Source organism: Sphingorhabdus lutea (assembly GCF_001889025.1).
Lineage (GTDB): Bacteria > Pseudomonadota > Alphaproteobacteria > Sphingomonadales > Sphingomonadaceae > Sphingorhabdus_B > Sphingorhabdus_B lutea.
Genome location: NZ_CP018154.1, coordinates 2,203,805 through 2,222,174, shown reverse-complemented (window position 1 = coordinate 2,222,174; position 18,370 = coordinate 2,203,805). Strand labels below are relative to the sequence as shown.

Sequence of the window (18,370 nt, the reverse complement as noted above, 5' to 3'; positions counted from 1 at the left end):
AAATCATCTTTTGCGCCGGCATCTATCGGAACAATATTTTACATCATCCCAATTTTTTTCCCATTTTTTGCGCCATGCAAAGGGGCGGGCGCATGCCGCACATATTTTTTGCGGCAAGGTAGATTTTGTATAGCGGCCCATTATGAAAGCTTTTTTAGAAAATTTTCACTGCTTATTTTTATCGCTTGTTTTTCTTCTTCGCTAAATTTTTCATAGGTGCGCAGCATTTGGCCAATTCGGGGATTGGTTTTCAATTTATCCGCATGACGGGACATAAAATCCCAATATAAAGCATTAAAAGGACAGGCATCTTTGCCGGTGCGTTTTTTGACATTATAGGCGCAATTTTTGCAATAATTTGACATGCGGTTAATATAAGCACCGCTGGCCGCATAGGGTTTTGATGCCAAAAGCCCGCCATCTGCAAATTGGCTCATGCCAATTGTGTTGGGCATTTCAACCCATTCATATGCATCGGCATAGACGCTTAAATACCATAAATGCAGTTCATGGGGATTAACCCCGGCAAGCATGGCAAAATTTCCTGTGACCATCAATCGTTGGATATGATGGGCGTAGGCGTGGCGTTTTGTTTGGGCAATTGCGTCTTTGACACAAGACATGTCGGTTTCACCCGTCCAATAAAAATTGGGCAGGGGGCGGTGATGATTGAAAAAATTCTCATTTTCATATTGCGGCATTTTAAACCAGTAAATAGCGCGAATATATTCACGCCAACCGATAATTTGCCTTATATAACCCTCTGCGGCATTTATCGGCACGGTGCCTGCATGATATGCCGCCTCTACTTTGCGGCAAATCTCCAGCGGGTCCAATAAACCGCAATTAAGATATTGGGCGATGACCGAATGATATAAAAATGGCTCACCTTCCAACATGGCGTCTTGATAATCACCAAAATTTGGCAATGCATTTTGAACAAAATGGTCAAATGCGCGGCGTGCATCATCCCTGGTGACGGCAAATGTAAATGGTTCTATATCACCAAAATTATTGTCAAATCTTGTCGAAACAAGGTCGAGAATATTTTGGGTTGTCGCATCTGGCGCGAACTTTTTTGGCTGCGGCATGAATAAATTATTATCCGCCGGTTTTCGGTTTTCAGTATCAAAATTCCATTTGCCGCCAACCGGTTTATCATCATCCATTAAAAGGCCGGTTTTACGGCGCATATCGCGGTAAAAATATTCCATGCGCAATATTTTGCGGCCATGAGCCCAATTTTCAAATTCTTTCTCTGTGCACAAAAATCTTGTATCTGGGGCAATATGTATATTTATTTTCAGTATATTTTGCCAATTTTTGAACATTTGCGATAAACGCCATTCGCCCGCATCGGTCACAATGATATTTTGGGGTTTAAAATGCTGGATGGCTTTTTGGGTTTGTGCAGTAAAATCGCCCTGATTATCGGGGGAATCCAATGTGATATAAAGCACGGTCCAACCAGATTGGCGCAATTCATCGGCAAAATGGCGCATGGCGGAAAATAAAAAGGCGATTTTCTTTTTATGATGTTGAACATAGCTTGCCTCTTCGGGCAACTCGGCCATTAAAATAACGTCCTGCATCGGATCGGCATTTTTTAAGCTGGAAATTTTGGGGGTTAATTGATCGCCCAAAATTAAAATTAAGTTACGTATTTTTGCCATTATACCCAAAGATGATTATTTTTCATTGGCAGATTATAATGGGATGATGATAGCCTGTCATTACGGCATAAATGACATGTTACCAATGAGTATGCGGCTGATTTTTTTTGAAAGGCGCAAATATTTTACCGCCTGTTTTTCTTCAATATTAGGTTTCGGTTTTCACCCAATGCCTTTAATCGGCTGTGCCAATTGCTTTTATTGCCATGGCGTGGACACGATTGCCCGGAATATCGCCCAATGCATTATTCACCATGCGTTGCCGCATCACCCGATTGACATTGTTGAACGCGGCGCTTTTAATCTCAATTGAAAAATGGCTTGCGCCCGAACCATCATCGCCGCTATGCCCTTTATGATTGGCGCTATCATTATTGACGGATAAATATTCGGGCGAAAATGCGGCCTGTAATAAATTTTCAATTTCAATGTGCACTGGACCTTTGGTCATAAAATCCCCATATAAATATTTCGTTTCAAATATGGGTATTAAATCCGCAAAGTCCACTTTTTAAATTTATGAATAAAGAAAAACATGATCGTTATGCAGGCCGAATTGCCAATGAGGGGCAAATTTGTATGGCGGCGGATTGTAATGAAGCGGGCGAGTTTCGCGCGCCGCCCCTGTTGGACCGGCCAAGTGATGGGCCGCCGCAATGGCGATATTATTGTTTGGAGCATGTTCGTGCTTTTAACAAAGGATATAATTTTTTCGATGGCATGGACGCTGCGGAAATTCACGCGGCGCAGCATCCGGCAAGTGGCTGGCATAATCCGCGCAGCAAATGGCCCGATGGCAGCGACCATTTCACCAAAAGCGGCCCGGCATGGAATGATTTTTCCGATCCATTGGACGCGATAGGCGCGCGGTTCCGTGAATATCGCCAAAATGTAGAGGGCCAACATGCATCGGGCCATTTTTCCTCGACGCCGCAACTGCCCCCTGAACAGGCAAGGGCGCTAAAAATATTGGGATTGAGCCAAGATGCCGACGGTGTTGCAATCCGCAAGGCCTATGCCCAAAAATTAAGGCAATATCACCCCGATAATAATAAGGGTGAGCGCCGTTTTGAAACCAAATTACAAGAAGCGGTGGATGCTTATCAGCTGTTAAGGGCGGCTGCAAACCGTCAATAGACGCTATTTCTGTCCGACAAGCGCGAATAAAGCGCCCTGTGGGTCAATGCCATGCAGGCAAAACTCATCACCCGGAATGGGTTGCAATTCGCCAACGGACAATGCGCCATTTTCCTTTGCGATTGCGGCTGCTTTTTCAAGGCTGACCACGCGGAAATAATAAACCCAATTGGGCACGGGCATTTCATCCGGCTTTGTCATCACCGCGCCAATCATAAAATCATGGCGCCAAAATTCATATTTGCCCATGGGGCCCATATCCATATCGCCATCAACTACCCATCCAAATATGGCGCGGTAAAATGTCTTTGCGCCTTCTTGGTCGGTGGTGGAAAGCTCATTCCATGCAGCATGGCCAATGCGCGGGGCAAGGGCGGCAAAGCTTTCGCTGGCATGGTCATTATTTAACGGGGCCATGATGTAAAAGGGGATGCCCTGTGGGTCGGTAACAAAGGCGGTGCGGCCCACGCCGTCAATATCCCATGCGGGCATTAAAACCGCGCCGCCATTGGTAATAATATCGGCGCAGCATTCATCCACATTATTAACGGCAATATATCCCGTCATATTCGGTTTGGCGCCGCCAGCCATCATATCCTCATTCAATTGCAAAAAGCCCCCAATTTGAGTGTTGTCATGGGAAAAAATGCGGTAATCAACATCTGACCCTGGCACGGTTTCAAATGTCCAATTTAACAACGGGCCATAGAATTTTTCTGCGCCGTCAATGTCGCTGGTCATCAATTCATACCAAATAAAATCACCATGTTTATTTTTGTGATTTGTCATATAATATTCCTTAATTTAATTGGACCACGGGGGTGAATCCTCCAAAAATCATCCTTTTTCCATCAAATGGCATGGGATATTTTTCCATATCCAATCGCGGGTCATCATTTTTCGGGTCCATCATGACGGCATAGGCTTTGTTTCGGGTTTCCTTATCCGGCCATTCAATCCAGCTAAAGATGACATCTTCATCCTCCTTTGCCTGCACCGCCTTGCGAAAATCTGTCAAATTTCCATTTGGAACATCATCGGCCCAACATTCAATAACGCGGATCGCGCCCATTTCCATGAATATGCTATCCATATGATTGGCATGATGAATGAATTCTTGTTTCTTTGCCTTGGCACAGGCAATAACAAAACCTTCAATATAGCTCATAAGGCATCTCCGCTTAATCCTTAATTAGCCTATGTAACATTATTTCATATAATATGCCATGATATTTGTCCAAAAGGACATCTCGCTCTCGACATATAATATGTTACTCTTTAAGGGTTCATCAAATGATTAAAAAAACGCCAAATTAAGATATAAATAAAGGGTATATAAATGAGCGACATCCCCAATATTACCGCCGGAACAGCAGGCGACACCATCATGGCCGCACCGGACAAAATGGTAAAGGCACGCGATGTTTTTGGCATTGATTTGGACATGGAAATTCCCGCATTTTCCGAAGCAGACGAACGTGTGCCGGATTTAGACCCCAGCTATGTTTTTGACCATGAAACCACCGCCGCCATTTTGGCCGGTTTTGCCTTTAATCGCCGCGTCATGGTGCAAGGATATCATGGCACGGGTAAATCCACCCATGTGGAACAGGTCGCGGCCCGGTTAAATTGGCCCTGTATCCGAATTAACCTTGACGCACATATCAGCCGGATTGACCTTGTCGGGCGCGATGCAATTGTGCTGCGTGATGGAAAGCAAGTGACCGAATTTCGCGAAGGTTTGTTGCCATGGGCGTTGCAACATCCCACCGCCATTGTGTTTGATGAATATGATGCGGGCCGTCCCGATGTGATGTTTGTTATTCAACGTGTGCTGGAAAATGAAGGCAAATTGACCCTTTTGGACCAGAATCGTGTTATCCGTCCTAATCCATATTTTCGTTTATTTGCCACGGCGAATACTGTCGGCCTTGGCGATACAAGCGGGCTTTACCACGGAACGCAGCAAATTAACCAAGGGCAAATGGACCGTTGGAATATTGTGGTGACGTTAAATTATCTGCCCGCTGAAATTGAGGCAAAGGTTATTTTGTCAAAGGTTGGCGAAACCGATCCTGATGTTGTGGCCAATATGATAAAGGTGGCCGATTTATCCCGCGCTGGATTTATCAATGGCGATATTAGCACGGTGATGAGCCCGCGCACGGTGATAAGTTGGGCGCAAAATACCGCCATTTTTGGAGATATTGGCTTTGCCTTTCGTTTATCCTTCCTCAACAAATGTGATGAGGCAGAGCGCATGATGGTGGCCGAATATTATCAACGTGTTTTTGGCAAGGATTTGCCCGAAGGCATTATGGGGAAATCGGCCAGTTAATATTGGTGAAATGACATGACCAAACGCACCGCACTTGATGATTTGAAATCCGTGCTGACCGGCACGGCAAAGGCAATGGCGCGTGATGAAAATGTCGAATTGGCATGGACCGCCGATGCACCCAGCCAATCGGGCGTGCATTTCAAACTGCCCATGCCGGGGCGCGATTTACCCGCCGATCAAGTGGCGGAGGCGCGCGGCTTTGCCGATGCGATGGCGCTGCGAGTTAAATATCATGATGCGGCGGCGCATTTGGCCAATCGGCCGCCCGAGCCCCTTGCTGCGGCGGCATTTGATGCGTTGGAAACCGCGCGGGTGGAGGCATTGGGCGCACGTTCCATGTCGGGCGTGGCGGATAATTTGGCCCATGCATTGGACATGCGGATGAAATCTGATCCGATTAGCCGCGCCAGAGCCGCCGATGAAGTGCCCATTTCCACCGCGCTCGCCCTGATTGCGCGGGAAAGATTAACGGGCGCGGCAACACCCGACCGCGCGTTAAACGGGCTTAACATGCTGCGCGATAGCATTGAGGCAAAGGGCGCAGGCGATTTGGATTTGCTAGGCGGATTATTGGACGACCAAAGCGCCTTTGCCGCCATGGTGCAAAGCCTGTTGGAACATTTGGATTTGAGCAAGGGCAATGCCGACCCCGAAGATAGCGATGATCAGGCGGGCGAAGATAATGAGGATGAAGAAGAAAGCCCCGATGATAATGATGAGGGCGATCAAGATGCCAGCGGTGATGCCGGCCAAGTAGAAGCAAGGGCCGAGGAGCAGCAGGGCGAGGGTGAAGATAGCGACGCCGAATATGACGACATGGAAATGGACGACATGGACGGGCAAGAAGGCGATATGGGCGATGAAGGGATGCAGCCCGTCAACCCACAACGCCGCAATATCGGCAATCAACCACAAAGCGAATATCGGGTGTGGAGTGACAAAAATGACGAAATTGTCACCGCCAGTGAATTGGCCGATGAGGAAGAATTGGACAGGCTTCGTGCCTATCTTGATCAACAGCTTGCCGGATTGCAGGGCGCGGTGACGCGGCTTGCCAACCGTTTGCAACGCCGTTTAATGGCACAGCAAAACCGCAGTTGGGATTTTGATCAAGAAGAAGGACTTTTGGATGCGGCCCGCCTGTCGCGTATTGTGGTGTCCCCAGGCAGCTCACTTTCCTATAAAATGGAGCGTGATGTCGAATTTCGCGACACCATTGTCACCTTGTTAATCGACAATAGCGGGTCAATGCGCGGACGGCCCATTTCCATCGCGGCGATAAGCGCGGATATTATGGCCCGCACATTGGAACGTTGCGGGGTGAAAACCGAAATTTTGGGCTTTACCACCCGCGCATGGAAGGGTGGGCAATCGCGTGAAAGCTGGTTAAATGCGGGCCGCCCTGCATCGCCCGGACGGTTAAATGATTTGCGCCATATTATTTATAAAAAGGCGGATGAACCATGGCGCCATGCACGGCGCAATTTGGGCTTGATGATGCGTGAGGGGCTGTTGAAAGAAAATATCGATGGGGAAGCGCTGCTTTGGGCGCATAACCGTCTTATCGCGCGGCCCGAAGAACGCAAAATCTTGATGGTAATTTCCGACGGTGCGCCCGTGGATGACAGCACTTTGTCGGTTAACCATGGCGCATATTTGGAGCAGCATTTACAAAGCGTTATTGCATGGATTGAAAGCCGATCGCCCGTGCAATTAAACGCCATTGGCATTGGCCATGATGTGACGCGATATTATAAACGCGCCGTGACCATTAACGATGCTGAACAGCTTGGCGGGACAATGATGGAACAATTGGCGGGATTATTTGACGAGGATTGATGAAAGCACATCTAAAATTAATTATCGCATTGATTGCATTTGCGATTTGCAACAAAGCAATAGCTGCGGATATCGAATGTTATGATGCAAAAATTCGAGCAAAACCAATTGCCCAGATTCCCACGGTTCTGGGAGACAGTGGTGAAGACATAATAATCTATTGGCCGTGGTTTCTTGATCTTAAAATAAAGCGGGTCATTGAAGGTGAAGTGCCTGAACGTGAAATCACAATTTTAGCTCTGATGCATTCATATTTCAGGGAGAAAACTCTAACGATGCTGCTTCGCCGTAACACAGCCGGAACATTTAATTTAATACGTGCGGAGCCTTCATCTATTCGGCGTTGTGAAGCGGGCAGTGAACCCGTTCCACCCTATTTACGTCCGGGGGATGGAAAAACTTTAGATGACTACCGACGTGAGGGCGAAGAAGAACTAAACGGTATAAATAAGAAATAGGATATTTACTATATGACCCCATCCGAAGCCGTTGCCACACGCCGTTCCATTCGGCAATTTACCGATAGGCCAGTTGATGCCGCCATTTTGCGCCGTGTGTTGGAAAAGGCGCAGCGCGCGCCATCGGGCGGCAATACACAGCCATGGAATGCCATTATCGTCACGGGGGATGAACTGGCCCGCATTACCGCCGCGATTAAGCAAAAGGCCAAATCCGCCCCAATGGGGGAGGGGCATGAATATGATATTTACCCCAAAAATTTGGATGGCCGATATGAAGATCAACGCAAAGCAGTGGGCCGCGCGATGTTTGATGCATTGCAGCTTAAAAGAGACGATGGCGCGGGGCGCATTGCCCAAATGATGAAAAATTGGGACAGTTTTGGTGCGCCCGTCCAACTTTTCACCTATTGCCCCAAATATATGGGGCCCCCACAATGGAGCGATATGGGCATGTGGTTACAGACCGTCATGCTATTATTACGTGAGGAGGGATTGGATAGCTGTGCACAGGAAATTTGGGCCATGTATGGCACATATATGCGCGAATTGTTGAATGTTGGTGATGAACATATTTTCTTTTGCGGCATGGCAATTGGCTATCGCGATGTTGATGCACCAGTAAATAATTTTGATGTGCCGCGTATGTCCATTGATGATGTGATAAGTTGGCGTGGTTTTTGAAGGCTTGATTTTGCAAAAAACTTGCCGCATTTGCACATGATGACCAAATTAAAATTATATAATAGCCTGACCCGTAAATTAGAGGTTTTTACCCCCGTTCATGATGGGGAGGCGCGCATTTATACGTGCGGGCCAACCGTGTATAATTATCCGCATATTGGCAATATGCGTGCCTATGTCTTTGCCGATATTTTGGGGCGGGTCATGACATATAAGGGGTATAAATTAACCCATATTATCAACATTACCGATGTGGGCCATTTAACCGATGATGCTGACGCGGGTGAGGATAAAATGGAGAAAATGGCCAATGAACGGGCCAAATCCATTTGGGATATTGCACAGCATTATACCAAGGCATATTGGGATGATGTAAAGGCGTTAAACATTCGCCAACCGGCCAAATGGTCGATCGCCACCGATTATGTCCCCCAAATGATTGAATATGCCAAGGGGATAGCGGACAAGCATTGTTACCAATTGGACAGCGGGCTATATTTTGATGTCAGCACCGTGGCCGATTATGGCAAATTGGCCCGCAGCCAGACCGAAGAAGGCGAAGGCCGGATTGAAACGGTGGAGGGTAAACGGAACGGTGCCGATTTTGCCATTTGGCGCAAAACACCGGCGGGTGAAAAACGCCAAATGGAATGGGACAGCCCATGGGGCAAGGGTGCGCCGGGGTGGCATTTGGAATGCAGCGTGATGAGCGAGGCTTTGCTGGGTTTCCCATTTGATATTCACACTGGCGGGATTGATCACCGCGAAATCCATCATGCCAATGAAATCGCCCAAAATCAGGCACATTCGGGTTGTGGCAGCCTTGACTGCGCGGATAATAGCGGCGCACGAATATGGATGCACAATAATTTTTTAATCGAACGCAGCGGCAAAATGTCCAAATCATCGGGTGAGTTTCTGCGGTTGAAATTATTGGTTGATAAGGGGTTTCACCCGCTCGCCTATCGTTTAATGTGTCTTCAGGCGCATTATCGCAGCGAGCTGGAATTTAGCTGGGAGGGCTTGCAGGCGGCGTTCACGCGGTTAAAGCGTATGGTTATGGGCGTGGAACGATTGCGCAGCGACAATCAATCTGCCGATGAAGTGCAGCATCCAAAATTGATAGACGCGTTGCAAAAATTTGATGCCGCCATATCGGATGATTTGAACAGCGCGGTTGCATTGACCATATTGGACGATGTTATTGCGATGAAGAAAATTGAGGGAGAGCAAAAATTATCGCTTATTGCTATTTTGGACGGCGTCCTTGGCCTTGACCTGCTTACACTCACCCGCAAGGATTTACGCATTCGTCCCCAAAATGCACAGTTGACCGAGGATGAGATTGAGGCGGCATTGATAAAACGAAGGGAAGCCCGTGCAGCAAAGGATTTCGCCGCATCCGACAAAATTCGGGATGATTTAATCGCCAAGGGTGTGGAGATTATGGACGGTGACCCATTGGGTTGGGAATGGAAGTTGGATATTTAATATTTAATATAATTGGGGGAGAGAAATGATATGACCAAAATAAAGGCGGCGCTTTCTTCGCTTATTCGGCCCTTGGTTGAACCCCATTTGCCCGATTGGGTCGAGCCCATTTGGTTTATGTCCAATGAAGAGGCAATGGCCGCCGCGCCCATGGCCGAAATTGGCTGGTTCGACATGTATGACAAGGCCGAAATGATGAAGGTGATTAGCGCCGCGACCAGCCTGAAATGGCTAAACAGCATTTATGCCGGCGTTGATGGCATGCCATTGGAGCAGTTAAAAGCGCAGGGCACTATCGTCACCAATGGCGCGGGAATAAACGCGATTACCATCGCAGAATATGTGGTGATGGGCATGTTAAACATGGCCAAGGATTATCGCGCCGTCATCCGCGCACAGGAAAGGCGCGAATGGTTGTTGGACAGCCCGGGCAAAAGGGAGCTTTTCGGGTCAAAGGCATTGTTAATCGGTTATGGCGCGATTGGAAAGTTAATCGATGAACGATTATCGGCTTTTAATGTGGAGGTGACAAAGGTGCGCCGCACGCCCGCGCCCGATACATTATTGCCTGATGAATGGCGCGGCAAATTGGGTGAGTTTGATTGGGTAATATTGGCCGTTCCCGCAACGCCAGAAACCGACAATATGATTGGCGCGGCGGAGCTTTCCCAAATGAAAAAAGACGCGATTTTAATCAATATCGCACGGGGCAGCGTGGTGGACCAAGATGCGTTGATATCCGCATTGCAATCAAAATCCATTGGCGGTGCATTTTTGGATGTGACCACGCCCGAACCATTGCCCGCAGACCATATTTTATGGACATTGGATAATGCGCATATTAGCATGCATTTATCGGGCCGTGCGCAAGATAAAATGTTTATGCGCTCCGCGCAGCGTTTCATTGAAAATCTGGGCCGCTATCGGGGCAAAGAGCCTTTACAGCCGCAGGTAAATTTGGATTTGGGATATTGAAATGGATGCATTGCCGCAACGCAAAATTGCCCTGTCCACGGGAATTACTTTGAATATAGCAGAGGCGGGCGATGCACAAAATCCGCCGATAATTTTCCTGCATGGCTTTCCAGAATCGCACCGCACATGGCGGCATCAATTTAATGAATTTTCCAATAAATATCATGTTATTGCGCCGGATCAGCGCGGCTTTGCCGGATCGGATAAGCCGCAAAATGCTGCGCAATATAAGGTGCAGCATTTGGTGGGAGATATTATCGCGCTTGCCGACGCATTGGGCCTCGATAAATTCATATTATGCGGGCATGATTGGGGCGGGGCGGTCGCATGGGCCGCCACCTTAACATGTCCGGACCGCGTAGAAAAATTGGTTATCGCCAATGCGCCGCATCCCTTCACCTATCAAAAATCATTATTTGATGATTTGGAACAACGCGCCGCCGCGCAATATATTACCGCATTTCGCAACCCCCAATTTGAAAAATATGTCGCGCAAAAGGGGTGGGAGGCATATTTTCAGGAAAATTTCGCCGACCATGTGGAAGGCGGCGTGCCGGATGGGGAACGTGAAATTTATCTTTCCCAATGGCGGCAACAGGGGTGCTTTACCGCGATGATGAATTGGTATCGCGCCAGCAAAATCATCGTCCCGCCCATGCCCGATAGCGGCGAACCTATGCCCGAACGCCCCGCATATTTGGACGCGCCATTTATGAAGGTGGCCATGCCGACTTTGTTAATTTGGGCGATGGATGATCATGCGTTAAAACCATCTTTATTACATGGATTGGACGAATTAATTGATGATTTAACCTTGGTCAAATTATCCGGCGGCCACTTTGTGCCATGGGAAAATCATGATGCGGTGACAAGGGCGATGCAGGATTGGCTTAAATAACAAACCCTTCCAATTACCCCTTTCAATTACCCCCGCCAGTTATCCGCGCCAATCGACCCACGCGCCATGGGCATGGGCATCGCCCAAATATGCGCGATGTTCGCCCTTGCTATCCCACCATCGTGCGTGCAGTTCATGGCGAAATGTTGCGCGATTTGTCTCTAGGCTAAGCCATAATAAAGGCTGTGCATCATCTGCCATTTTTCCCGAATCCTCCAACATTTTTATAATGGCCGTCTGTTCGGCATCATTTATATATTGCCACACAATGGAGTGCATGATGACGCGGCAGCCATTTTGGGGCGGGGGGGCGCGTAATTTTTGTTTTAGCCAAGCGGCCGCATCCATTTTATCAATATGTGGTTTATATGTCTGGGCCAGATGAAGCGCCCGTTCAAACCTATTAAATCTAAGCTGCATTTCGGGCCATATATAGGCTCTTAATCGGGCAGCAACAGCCCCATCTGATAAATTAAGCGGGTTAATATCGCACCCGCATATGGCGGAAATGACGGGTGGTTTACCGTAAAGCGCATTGCCGCGCCATTCGGGTTGAATGATAATCGGGCTATTTTTTGGGCCATGATGATATTGACCAAGTATATATTGATAATGCGGCATTAACAGGTTTAAACCGCCGCTGGACCCGATTTCAAATATATGAAAGGGCAGGTTGATATGCCGCCCTATCCAAATAAGCGCGGCGATTAAGCTGGCCGAACGGGCGGCCTCATTAGTTTGTGGCGGCCCGTCAAACCATGGCAATATTTCATCATCAAATTCATCAACCACCGATAAAATGCGCTGGTCAACATCCTGCTGCAGAGATAATTTTCCGTTATAAATATCGGCCATTTTATTCGTAGCGCTGGTTAAATGTAAATGATGTAGCGCACCGGCAAGGCGCAATGGCATGGCATTGTCCAAAATATTGCCGGGCCAATTTGCCGTCCTTTCTGCACATTTTCCCCTATATTGCGCCAAAGCTATCACGCTGTTACAAATTTTTGCTGTTATAGGCGCACCATTTTCATGGGCATGTTTTGCCTGCATTTTTATTTCTTTTACCTGAATCTTGGATAATGGCATTGCTTCTTGTCCTATGGGCGATTAGATGCGGGGATATTATGCATGAAAAAATCATCTTTGCCATCCCCAAGGGTCGGATTATGGACGAGGCGCTGCCATTTATGAAGGCGGCGGGCCTGATGCCCGAGGCGGCGTTTTTCGATAAAGAAAATCGAGCTTTAATGTTCCATACTGAAAATCCACAGGTGGATATTATCCGCGTGCGCGCATTTGATGTGGCGACCTTTGTGGCGCATAATGCAGCACAAATTGGGATTGTTGGATCGGATGTGTTGGACGAATTTGATTATTCGGACATTTATTCACCCGTTGATTTGGGCATTGGGAAATGCCGCTTATCACTTGCCTGTCCAAAGGAAATGGCAGGCACATTTAATGGCAATTTTAACGGGGCGGGCCATGTGCGGGTCGCCACCAAATATCCCCATTTAACCGCGCAATATTTTGCCGATAGAGCGATACAGGCGGAATCGATTAAATTAAATGGCGCGATGGAGCTTGCCCCCTTATTGAATTTGGCGCCCTATATTGTGGATTTGGTGTCATCTGGGCAAACATTAAAAGAAAATGGGTTGGTGGAAATTGACCCCATTATTAACGTATCGGCGCGTTTGATTGTCAACCGTGCGGCGATGAAAATGCAAAGCAATATTGTCGTCGATTTGGTCGATAAATTTCGGGAATTTGTAAAATGAGCAATGAAAATCAACTATCACGGGCGCAATCACGCTCTGCGGCGCGTCTTGCCGCGGTTCAGGCTTTATATCAAAAGGATATGGAGGATATTGGAATTTCGCGTTTGTTAATCGAATTTCATGAACATCGTCTGGGCGCAGAGATTGAAGATAATCAATATGCAAAGGCGGATAGACATTTTTTTGATGATATTGTCATGGGTACGGATAAAAGACGCGCAGAAATTGACGCGTTGATTGAGGATAATCTGGGCGAAAAATGGTCGATTAAACGGCTTGATAAAACCATGCTGCAAATATTGCGTGCGGGTTGTTTTGAATTATTGGCAAGGGCGGATGTCAGCACCGCGACCATCATTAACGAATATGTCGATGTTGCCCACGCATTTTTTGATGAAGCAGAGGCAAAATTTACCAATGGTTTGTTGGATGCGGCGGCAAAAAAGGTGCGGGTGTAATCTTTGTCGGGGGAGGCGGACTTTATCGCCCATATGCGCGGCATAGCGCAACATGAAGCCGCGCGAAATTTGGATGATGACGCGGCTGTCCTTGACATTATGGGGCAAAAAATCATCTTAACCCATGATATGATGGTGGAAGGGGTGCATTTCGCATCCCATGCCAATCCTGCCGATATTGCATGGAAATTGGTGGCGGTAAACCTGTCCGATTTGGCGTCAAAGGGCGCACGGCCAATGGGTGTTTTATTGGGTTTTATGCTGGGTGATGGCCAATGGGACCGCGAATTTGCATTGGGGTTAAAACATGCCTTGACGCAATTTAACACGCCGCTTTTGGGCGGGGATACGGTGCGGGCAGGGGAGAGGGAAAGCCCGCGCAGTTTCGGCATGACCGCCATCGGCATGGTTGATGGTTATGAAGTTCCATCGCGCAGCGGGGCGCAAATTGGTGATGATATATTTGTGACCGGCCATTTGGGCAGCGCCTATGCCGCCTATATTTTGCAGCAGGCGCAAAAATTTTGCCCCGATATTTTATTGGACGCGCTGCACCGTCCAAATCCACAATTAAAATTGGGCCAATTACTTGCCCCCCATGTGGGCGCGATGATGGATATATCTGATGGGCTGTTATTGGATGCGCAGCGCATGGCAATGGCCAGCAACATTTGTATGAAAATTGATTTGGGCGCAGTCCCGTTATTGCGCGAATATATTTCGCATATGGGCGATGATGTAGATGCGCGGACTAGGGCAGCCAGTTGGGGTGATGATTATCAGCTTTTATTCACTATAAAGCCCTCAGCCGCCGTAAAATTCATGGGCCAGCGCCCCATTACCAAAATAGGCACTTGCATGGCGCCACATGATGGCCCGCTTTTGTTAAGCATGAATGGGGAGGCGGTGCAATTACCCGAAAAATTGGGTTTTTCGCATTAGTTTTTTTGAAGGAAAAGATAAGGATAGGTTATGGAAAATATGCAAAATAATCAAAAAATTGCAGCGGCATTTGTTAAGGCTCGCCAAGAAAATTTGCCTATAAATACCTATCCTGGCGACATGCCCGCCGATCTTGACACTGCCTATGCCATCCAAAATATTGCCATAAATTTGATGCAGGAAAAAGTAGGCGGTTGGAAAGTCGCCAAATTATCCCCCGAATTTGCTGAAAAATTTGGAGAGGAAAGATTGGTTGGGCCAGTTTTTGAAAGCAGCATATTATTTGCAGATCATCAACAGGTGTCAGCAGCAATATTTGATGGATATGCAGCGGCAGAGGTGGAAATTATGATGCGCGTGGGCAATGTGCCCGATGGAAAAATTGATGTGGATGGCGCACGTGGCATGGTTGATGAAGTGCGATTTGGCTTGGAAATGGCGGGTTCGCCCTTTGCCGAAATTAACGCCCATGGTCCGGCGGTCACCATATCGGATTTTGGCAATAATAATGGTTTGATTATTGGCGATATCATTGAAAATATGGATGGTAATCAAATTAAACAGGCTGTCATTAACATAAATATTGATGGCGAACTGGTCGGCAGTGGGAATTTGGCCGATGGATTGGATGGCCCGCTGGCAGCCGCCGCATTTTTGCACAATATTCTTATCGACCGCGGATTGTCCTTGGAAAAGGGACAGTGGATTTCAACTGGCGCGATTACCGGCGCTCATAAAATTGAAAAGGGCGCGCAAATATTGGCAAAACTTGACGATAAATTACAAATTGCTGCACGGGTGAATGATTGATGATTTATGTAGGGGATAGTTTTTGTGCGACAGCCCCAGAAAATTTATATTTATTAAAGAAGGAAAGTTTGGGGTAATTCGTTAATTACAGATATTAAATTCATATTTCTGTTCTTTAATAATGTATATTCTCGCTGAGATTACCTTAATTGCTGCTATTTCTGCCTTGAAAAGTCTTGGAGATTATCTGTCACTTATTATATGACTGAATATCCCGCAACATGCTAAATTTACTTGTAAAAATAGTCTTGTGCGCTATGTTTATGCGGATAGTAAAGAAGGTCATTTCCCGATGCAATTTTTTGATTTAAAAACATTATCGCTACGTTTATTTTCTAAATGCATGATGGGGTGCGCCATTGCTGTGTTGACGTTAAATCCTTTACCTGTTCTGGCGCAAAATGTTGAGGTAGGGGTTGAGGCATATAATAAGGGAGATTATGCCGAGGCATTTCGAGAGTTTGAACCTTTGGCGGAGCAGGGCGATGCAAGGGCGCAATATAATTTAGGGTTCATGTATAGCGATGGCCAAGGTGTGGCGCAGGATTATGCGATGGCGGTTAAATATTACCGCCTTGCCGCGGACCAGGGCAAGGCAAATGCGCAATTTAGTTTAGGGCTCCGTTATGGTCTGGGCGAAGGCGTGGCGCAGAATTATTTATTGGCCCATATGTGGTTGAATATTGCATCAGCCAATGGGGCGGAGAAGGCATCTGAAGCACGTGAAATCATTGTCAAAAGGATGAGTAGAAATGATATATTGAAGGCGCAGGAGAAAGCTAAAATATGCTTGGAATCCAATTATAAAAATTGCTCGTAAATAATATATGGTGCATCTGTATATAAATATACGCAATGTGCTAAATTCGAACCGCCACTGCTTTTAAGGTGGGCATAAGAAAACAGAGGTTCGGAAAGTTTATAAAATTGGTGCGCCTAGAAGGTGAAACTTCGAACGCGCTATTCGATACTCTAGCAGAGTGGAACGACCATCTCAAACACACTGACCTGAAAGGAATTGATGGACCTACTCCATGAGTGGGCCGATCAAAGATACCTTTGCGAAGGCTGCGACCTGCCCGCCTGAAAAGGCGAAAAAGGTATATCCCAAGCCTGTTTCCGTTCGCTTCACCGATGAAGAAAGGGCTGAACTGGAACACAAAGCGGGTAATCTGACGCTTAGCGCATATATTCGCTTGCAGTGCGTTGGAGAAGTAGCTGCACCTCATCGGACTAAAGGAAAACGCCCTGTTAAAGATCAGGAAGCTTTGGGGCGCGTTTTGGGAGCATTGGGCAAATCCCATTTGTCCAATAATTTAAATCAACTCGCCAAAGCCGCAAACAACGGCACACTTGGGCTGCAAGATGATACCGAATCAGCCATTCTGAAAGCCGCTTACGATATTGCATATATCCGTATGACCTTAGTGAAAGCTCTTGGTCTCCAGGAAGGTCCGTCATGATCTTGGTTGGAAATGTGCGGGGTAATGGTCAGAATCTGGCGCGTCATTTGATGAGTTCTGAAAACGAGCATGTCACTCTTCATGATATATCTGGCTTTGCCTCTGATGATCTTGGCGGTGCGTTAAAGGAAGTGGAGGCGACATCCAAGGGCACAAAATGCCAGAAATACCTCTATTCTTTAAGTCTAAATCCACCTGCCAATGCAAAAGTGGGCACTTCGGACTTCGAATCTGCGATTGAACAGGCAGAGAAACGGCTAGGACTAGCTGGACAGCCTCGGGCAGTAGTTTTCCACGAAAAGGACGATAGACGGCACTGTCACGTCGTTTGGAGCCGAATAGATACGGAATCCATGAAAGCGATCCCAATCTCTTTCCCAAAACTTAAATTGAAAGAACTGGCGAAAGACCTGTACCTCGAACATGGTTGGGACTTACCCAAAGGTTTCATCAATCCCAAATTTCGTGACCCCAAGAACTTCACGTTGGCAGAATGGCAACAAGCCAAGCGTCAAGGTCAAGACCCGCGCGAGATGAAGGCGATATTTCAGTCTTGCTGGAAGCAATCTGATGACAGACGGTCTTTCGCCAACGGATTAGAAGAACATGGGCTAATTCTCGCTCGTGGGGACAGGCGCGGGTATGTTGCGACTGATATTCACGGCGAGATTTACGCAGTCGCGAAATGGGCTAGCATCAAAACAAAAGATGTTCGGGCGCGACTTGGAGATAAGAATACGCTTCCCTCCATCGAAAATGCGAAAAAACAGCTTGCCGACGCGCTATCTCCCGCGCTGGAGCGATTGAAAAAACAACAAACAGAAAAACTCGACAAACTCTCTCAGCAACAGAAGAAAATGCTCAACTCGCTTGCTAAGAAGCATTCCGCGCAGCGACAGCTTCAATCTGGGATGCAAGAACAGCGCACCGTGCAAGAAACACGCGCTCGGCAAGAACGCTACAACAAAGGGCTTCGTGGACTTTTTGATCGCCTGACAGGGACGCACAGCCAAATCAAAAAACAAAACGCTTTTGAAGCCTACCAATCTGCAAAGCGCGACCAAAAGCAACGCGATGACCTGATTTTCAAGCAAATGGAGCAAAAACGCGCATTTCGCCTGCAAACCCAGCGCGATTTGGATAAATTCAAGGGCGTTCGCTCACAGCTTCAAACTGATCTGGAAAGGTTGAAAGCGTCACGAACGAGCAAATCAAATGCTCCACGAGGGCCGGAACGATAGCGATTTCTTGATACTCGCAATATGCGACTTTCTCCAACTTCTTAAATCGGCAATGGGTTGCTCATGCAACCCTGCCCTCTGGCGAAGGTGGGTGTGCAAACGGCAGGGAAAAACAGGCGGCGGGCGCAGGCGATACGCCGAGCCTCGGGAGACCGTCTATTTTTATCGAAGTGCGC

21 protein-coding genes are annotated in these 18,370 nt (G+C 47.3%); 15 read left to right on the top strand and 6 right to left on the bottom strand.

The genetic code is table 11. From position 1 onward, the window contains the following. Positions 1-3 precede the first annotated feature (3 nt). The 3 genes from LPB140_RS10645 to LPB140_RS10635 all read right to left on the bottom strand — a co-directional run bounded on the left by LPB140_RS10645 (position 4) and on the right by LPB140_RS10635 (position 2,124). Positions 4-141: a DUF2256 domain-containing protein gene (locus tag LPB140_RS10645; RefSeq protein ID WP_072559813.1), complete on the bottom strand. Its 138-nt coding sequence runs from the start codon at positions 139-141 to the stop codon at positions 4-6. Next, positions 141-1,673, bottom strand: coding sequence for a cryptochrome/photolyase family protein (locus tag LPB140_RS10640; RefSeq protein WP_072559812.1), 1,533 nt, complete (start codon positions 1,671-1,673; stop codon positions 141-143). Before LPB140_RS10640 ends, LPB140_RS10645 begins: the two co-directional genes overlap by 1 nt. 175 nt (positions 1,674-1,848) lie before the next feature. Next, a complete protein-coding gene (locus LPB140_RS10635; RefSeq protein ID WP_072559811.1) occupies positions 1,849-2,124 on the bottom strand; it encodes a BolA family protein in 276 nt (91 codons plus the stop codon). A 68-nt stretch (positions 2,125-2,192) separates the two neighbouring features. On the opposite strand from LPB140_RS10635, the gene LPB140_RS10630 reads away from it, so the two are divergent. Continuing rightward, complete coding sequence (locus tag LPB140_RS10630; RefSeq protein ID WP_072559810.1) at positions 2,193-2,810, top strand: DnaJ domain-containing protein; 618 nt, start codon at positions 2,193-2,195, stop codon at positions 2,808-2,810. A 3-nt stretch (positions 2,811-2,813) separates the two neighbouring features. On the opposite strand, the gene LPB140_RS10625 is transcribed toward LPB140_RS10630, so the two are convergent. Both LPB140_RS10625 and LPB140_RS10620 read right to left on the bottom strand, forming a co-directional pair. Then, complete coding sequence (locus LPB140_RS10625; protein ID WP_072559809.1) at positions 2,814-3,599, bottom strand: VOC family protein; 786 nt, start codon at positions 3,597-3,599, stop codon at positions 2,814-2,816. A 10-nt stretch (positions 3,600-3,609) separates the two neighbouring features. Next, complete coding sequence (locus LPB140_RS10620) at positions 3,610-3,978, bottom strand: DUF1428 domain-containing protein (protein ID WP_072559808.1); 369 nt, start codon at positions 3,976-3,978, stop codon at positions 3,610-3,612. Positions 3,979-4,149: 171 nt separating this feature from the next. Here LPB140_RS10620 and cobS point away from each other — a divergent pair, with 171 nt between their 5' ends. Genes cobS through LPB140_RS10585 form a run of 7 tightly spaced genes read left to right on the top strand, consistent with a single transcriptional unit; the run spans position 4,150 to position 11,496 of the window. Then, positions 4,150-5,148, top strand: a complete 999-nt coding sequence (gene cobS, locus LPB140_RS10615) for a cobaltochelatase subunit CobS (RefSeq protein WP_072559807.1) — start codon at positions 4,150-4,152, stop codon at positions 5,146-5,148. Positions 5,149-5,163: 15 nt separating this feature from the next. Further along, complete coding sequence (gene cobT, locus LPB140_RS10610) at positions 5,164-6,990, top strand: cobaltochelatase subunit CobT (RefSeq protein WP_072559806.1); 1,827 nt, start codon at positions 5,164-5,166, stop codon at positions 6,988-6,990. Then, positions 6,990-7,448 carry a hypothetical protein gene (locus LPB140_RS10605; protein ID WP_072559805.1) on the top strand — a complete coding sequence of 153 codons (459 nt, stop codon included), beginning with the start codon at positions 6,990-6,992 and terminating at the stop codon, positions 7,446-7,448. The genes cobT and LPB140_RS10605 overlap by 1 nt, the downstream gene beginning before the upstream one ends. A gap of 12 nt (positions 7,449-7,460) precedes the next feature. Then, complete coding sequence (locus tag LPB140_RS10600; RefSeq protein WP_072559804.1) at positions 7,461-8,132, top strand: nitroreductase; 672 nt, start codon at positions 7,461-7,463, stop codon at positions 8,130-8,132. Between the two features lie 36 nt (positions 8,133-8,168). Further along, positions 8,169-9,623 carry a cysteine--tRNA ligase gene (gene cysS, locus LPB140_RS10595; RefSeq protein WP_418346533.1) on the top strand — a complete coding sequence of 485 codons (1,455 nt, stop codon included), beginning with the start codon at positions 8,169-8,171 and terminating at the stop codon, positions 9,621-9,623. Between the two features lie 30 nt (positions 9,624-9,653). After that, positions 9,654-10,598, top strand: a complete 945-nt coding sequence (locus LPB140_RS10590) for a D-2-hydroxyacid dehydrogenase (RefSeq protein ID WP_072559803.1) — start codon at positions 9,654-9,656, stop codon at positions 10,596-10,598. A gap of 1 nt (position 10,599) precedes the next feature. Further along, the gene (locus LPB140_RS10585) at positions 10,600-11,496 is read left to right on the top strand and encodes an alpha/beta fold hydrolase (RefSeq protein ID WP_072559802.1); all 897 of its coding nucleotides are present in this window, start codon (positions 10,600-10,602) and stop codon (positions 11,494-11,496) included. A 39-nt stretch (positions 11,497-11,535) separates the two neighbouring features. Here the strand turns inward: LPB140_RS10585 and LPB140_RS10580 are convergent, their stop codons facing one another. After that, entirely contained in the window at positions 11,536-12,585 is a 1,050-nt protein-coding gene (locus LPB140_RS10580) for a DUF2332 domain-containing protein (RefSeq protein WP_072559801.1), read from the bottom strand. A gap of 38 nt (positions 12,586-12,623) precedes the next feature. Here LPB140_RS10580 and hisG point away from each other — a divergent pair, with 38 nt between their 5' ends. The 7 genes from hisG to LPB140_RS10545 all read left to right on the top strand — a co-directional run bounded on the left by hisG (position 12,624) and on the right by LPB140_RS10545 (position 18,194). Then, the gene (hisG, locus tag LPB140_RS10575) at positions 12,624-13,280 is read left to right on the top strand and encodes an ATP phosphoribosyltransferase (RefSeq protein WP_072559800.1); all 657 of its coding nucleotides are present in this window, start codon (positions 12,624-12,626) and stop codon (positions 13,278-13,280) included. Beyond that, the gene (gene nusB, locus LPB140_RS10570; protein ID WP_072559799.1) at positions 13,277-13,738 is read left to right on the top strand and encodes a transcription antitermination factor NusB; all 462 of its coding nucleotides are present in this window, start codon (positions 13,277-13,279) and stop codon (positions 13,736-13,738) included. The genes hisG and nusB overlap by 4 nt, the downstream gene beginning before the upstream one ends. 3 nt (positions 13,739-13,741) lie before the next feature. Continuing rightward, a complete protein-coding gene (gene thiL, locus LPB140_RS10565) occupies positions 13,742-14,680 on the top strand; it encodes a thiamine-phosphate kinase (protein WP_072559798.1) in 939 nt (312 codons plus the stop codon). Positions 14,681-14,710: 30 nt separating this feature from the next. After that, on the top strand, positions 14,711-15,490 hold the full coding sequence (locus tag LPB140_RS10560; RefSeq protein ID WP_072559797.1) for a 2-keto-4-pentenoate hydratase: 780 nt from the start codon (positions 14,711-14,713) through the stop codon (positions 15,488-15,490). A 250-nt stretch (positions 15,491-15,740) separates the two neighbouring features. After that, entirely contained in the window at positions 15,741-16,310 is a 570-nt protein-coding gene (locus tag LPB140_RS10555; RefSeq protein ID WP_198024116.1) for a tetratricopeptide repeat protein, read from the top strand. Positions 16,311-16,524: 214 nt separating this feature from the next. Continuing rightward, a complete protein-coding gene (locus LPB140_RS10550) occupies positions 16,525-16,953 on the top strand; it encodes a plasmid mobilization protein (RefSeq protein WP_072559796.1) in 429 nt (142 codons plus the stop codon). After that, positions 16,950-18,194, top strand: coding sequence for a relaxase/mobilization nuclease domain-containing protein (locus LPB140_RS10545; RefSeq protein WP_072559795.1), 1,245 nt, complete (start codon positions 16,950-16,952; stop codon positions 18,192-18,194). The genes LPB140_RS10550 and LPB140_RS10545 overlap by 4 nt, the downstream gene beginning before the upstream one ends. Positions 18,195-18,370 lie beyond the last annotated feature (176 nt).

What these genes read in the sequence shown, in the direction of transcription:
- LPB140_RS10645 (WP_072559813.1), bottom strand. Translation starts at nt 141, where the DNA reads ATGGGCCGCTATACAAAATCTACCTTGCCGCAAAAAATATGTGCGGCA.
- LPB140_RS10640 (WP_072559812.1), bottom strand. Translation starts at nt 1,673, where the DNA reads ATGGCAAAAATACGTAACTTAATTTTAATTTTGGGCGATCAATTAACC.
- LPB140_RS10635 (WP_072559811.1), bottom strand. Translation starts at nt 2,124, where the DNA reads ATGACCAAAGGTCCAGTGCACATTGAAATTGAAAATTTATTACAGGCC.
- LPB140_RS10630 (WP_072559810.1), top strand. Translation starts at nt 2,193, where the DNA reads ATGAATAAAGAAAAACATGATCGTTATGCAGGCCGAATTGCCAATGAG.
- LPB140_RS10625 (WP_072559809.1), bottom strand. Translation starts at nt 3,599, where the DNA reads ATGACAAATCACAAAAATAAACATGGTGATTTTATTTGGTATGAATTG.
- LPB140_RS10620 (WP_072559808.1), bottom strand. Translation starts at nt 3,978, where the DNA reads ATGAGCTATATTGAAGGTTTTGTTATTGCCTGTGCCAAGGCAAAGAAA.
- cobS (WP_072559807.1), top strand. Translation starts at nt 4,150, where the DNA reads ATGAGCGACATCCCCAATATTACCGCCGGAACAGCAGGCGACACCATC.
- cobT (WP_072559806.1), top strand. Translation starts at nt 5,164, where the DNA reads ATGACCAAACGCACCGCACTTGATGATTTGAAATCCGTGCTGACCGGC.
- LPB140_RS10605 (WP_072559805.1), top strand. Translation starts at nt 6,990, where the DNA reads ATGAAAGCACATCTAAAATTAATTATCGCATTGATTGCATTTGCGATT.
- LPB140_RS10600 (WP_072559804.1), top strand. Translation starts at nt 7,461, where the DNA reads ATGACCCCATCCGAAGCCGTTGCCACACGCCGTTCCATTCGGCAATTT.
- cysS (WP_418346533.1), top strand. Translation starts at nt 8,169, where the DNA reads ATGATGACCAAATTAAAATTATATAATAGCCTGACCCGTAAATTAGAG.
- LPB140_RS10590 (WP_072559803.1), top strand. Translation starts at nt 9,654, where the DNA reads ATGACCAAAATAAAGGCGGCGCTTTCTTCGCTTATTCGGCCCTTGGTT.
- LPB140_RS10585 (WP_072559802.1), top strand. Translation starts at nt 10,600, where the DNA reads ATGGATGCATTGCCGCAACGCAAAATTGCCCTGTCCACGGGAATTACT.
- LPB140_RS10580 (WP_072559801.1), bottom strand. Translation starts at nt 12,585, where the DNA reads ATGCCATTATCCAAGATTCAGGTAAAAGAAATAAAAATGCAGGCAAAA.
- hisG (WP_072559800.1), top strand. Translation starts at nt 12,624, where the DNA reads ATGCATGAAAAAATCATCTTTGCCATCCCCAAGGGTCGGATTATGGAC.
- nusB (WP_072559799.1), top strand. Translation starts at nt 13,277, where the DNA reads ATGAGCAATGAAAATCAACTATCACGGGCGCAATCACGCTCTGCGGCG.
- LPB140_RS10560 (WP_072559797.1), top strand. Translation starts at nt 14,711, where the DNA reads ATGGAAAATATGCAAAATAATCAAAAAATTGCAGCGGCATTTGTTAAG.
- LPB140_RS10550 (WP_072559796.1), top strand. Translation starts at nt 16,525, where the DNA reads ATGAGTGGGCCGATCAAAGATACCTTTGCGAAGGCTGCGACCTGCCCG.
- LPB140_RS10545 (WP_072559795.1), top strand. Translation starts at nt 16,950, where the DNA reads ATGATCTTGGTTGGAAATGTGCGGGGTAATGGTCAGAATCTGGCGCGT.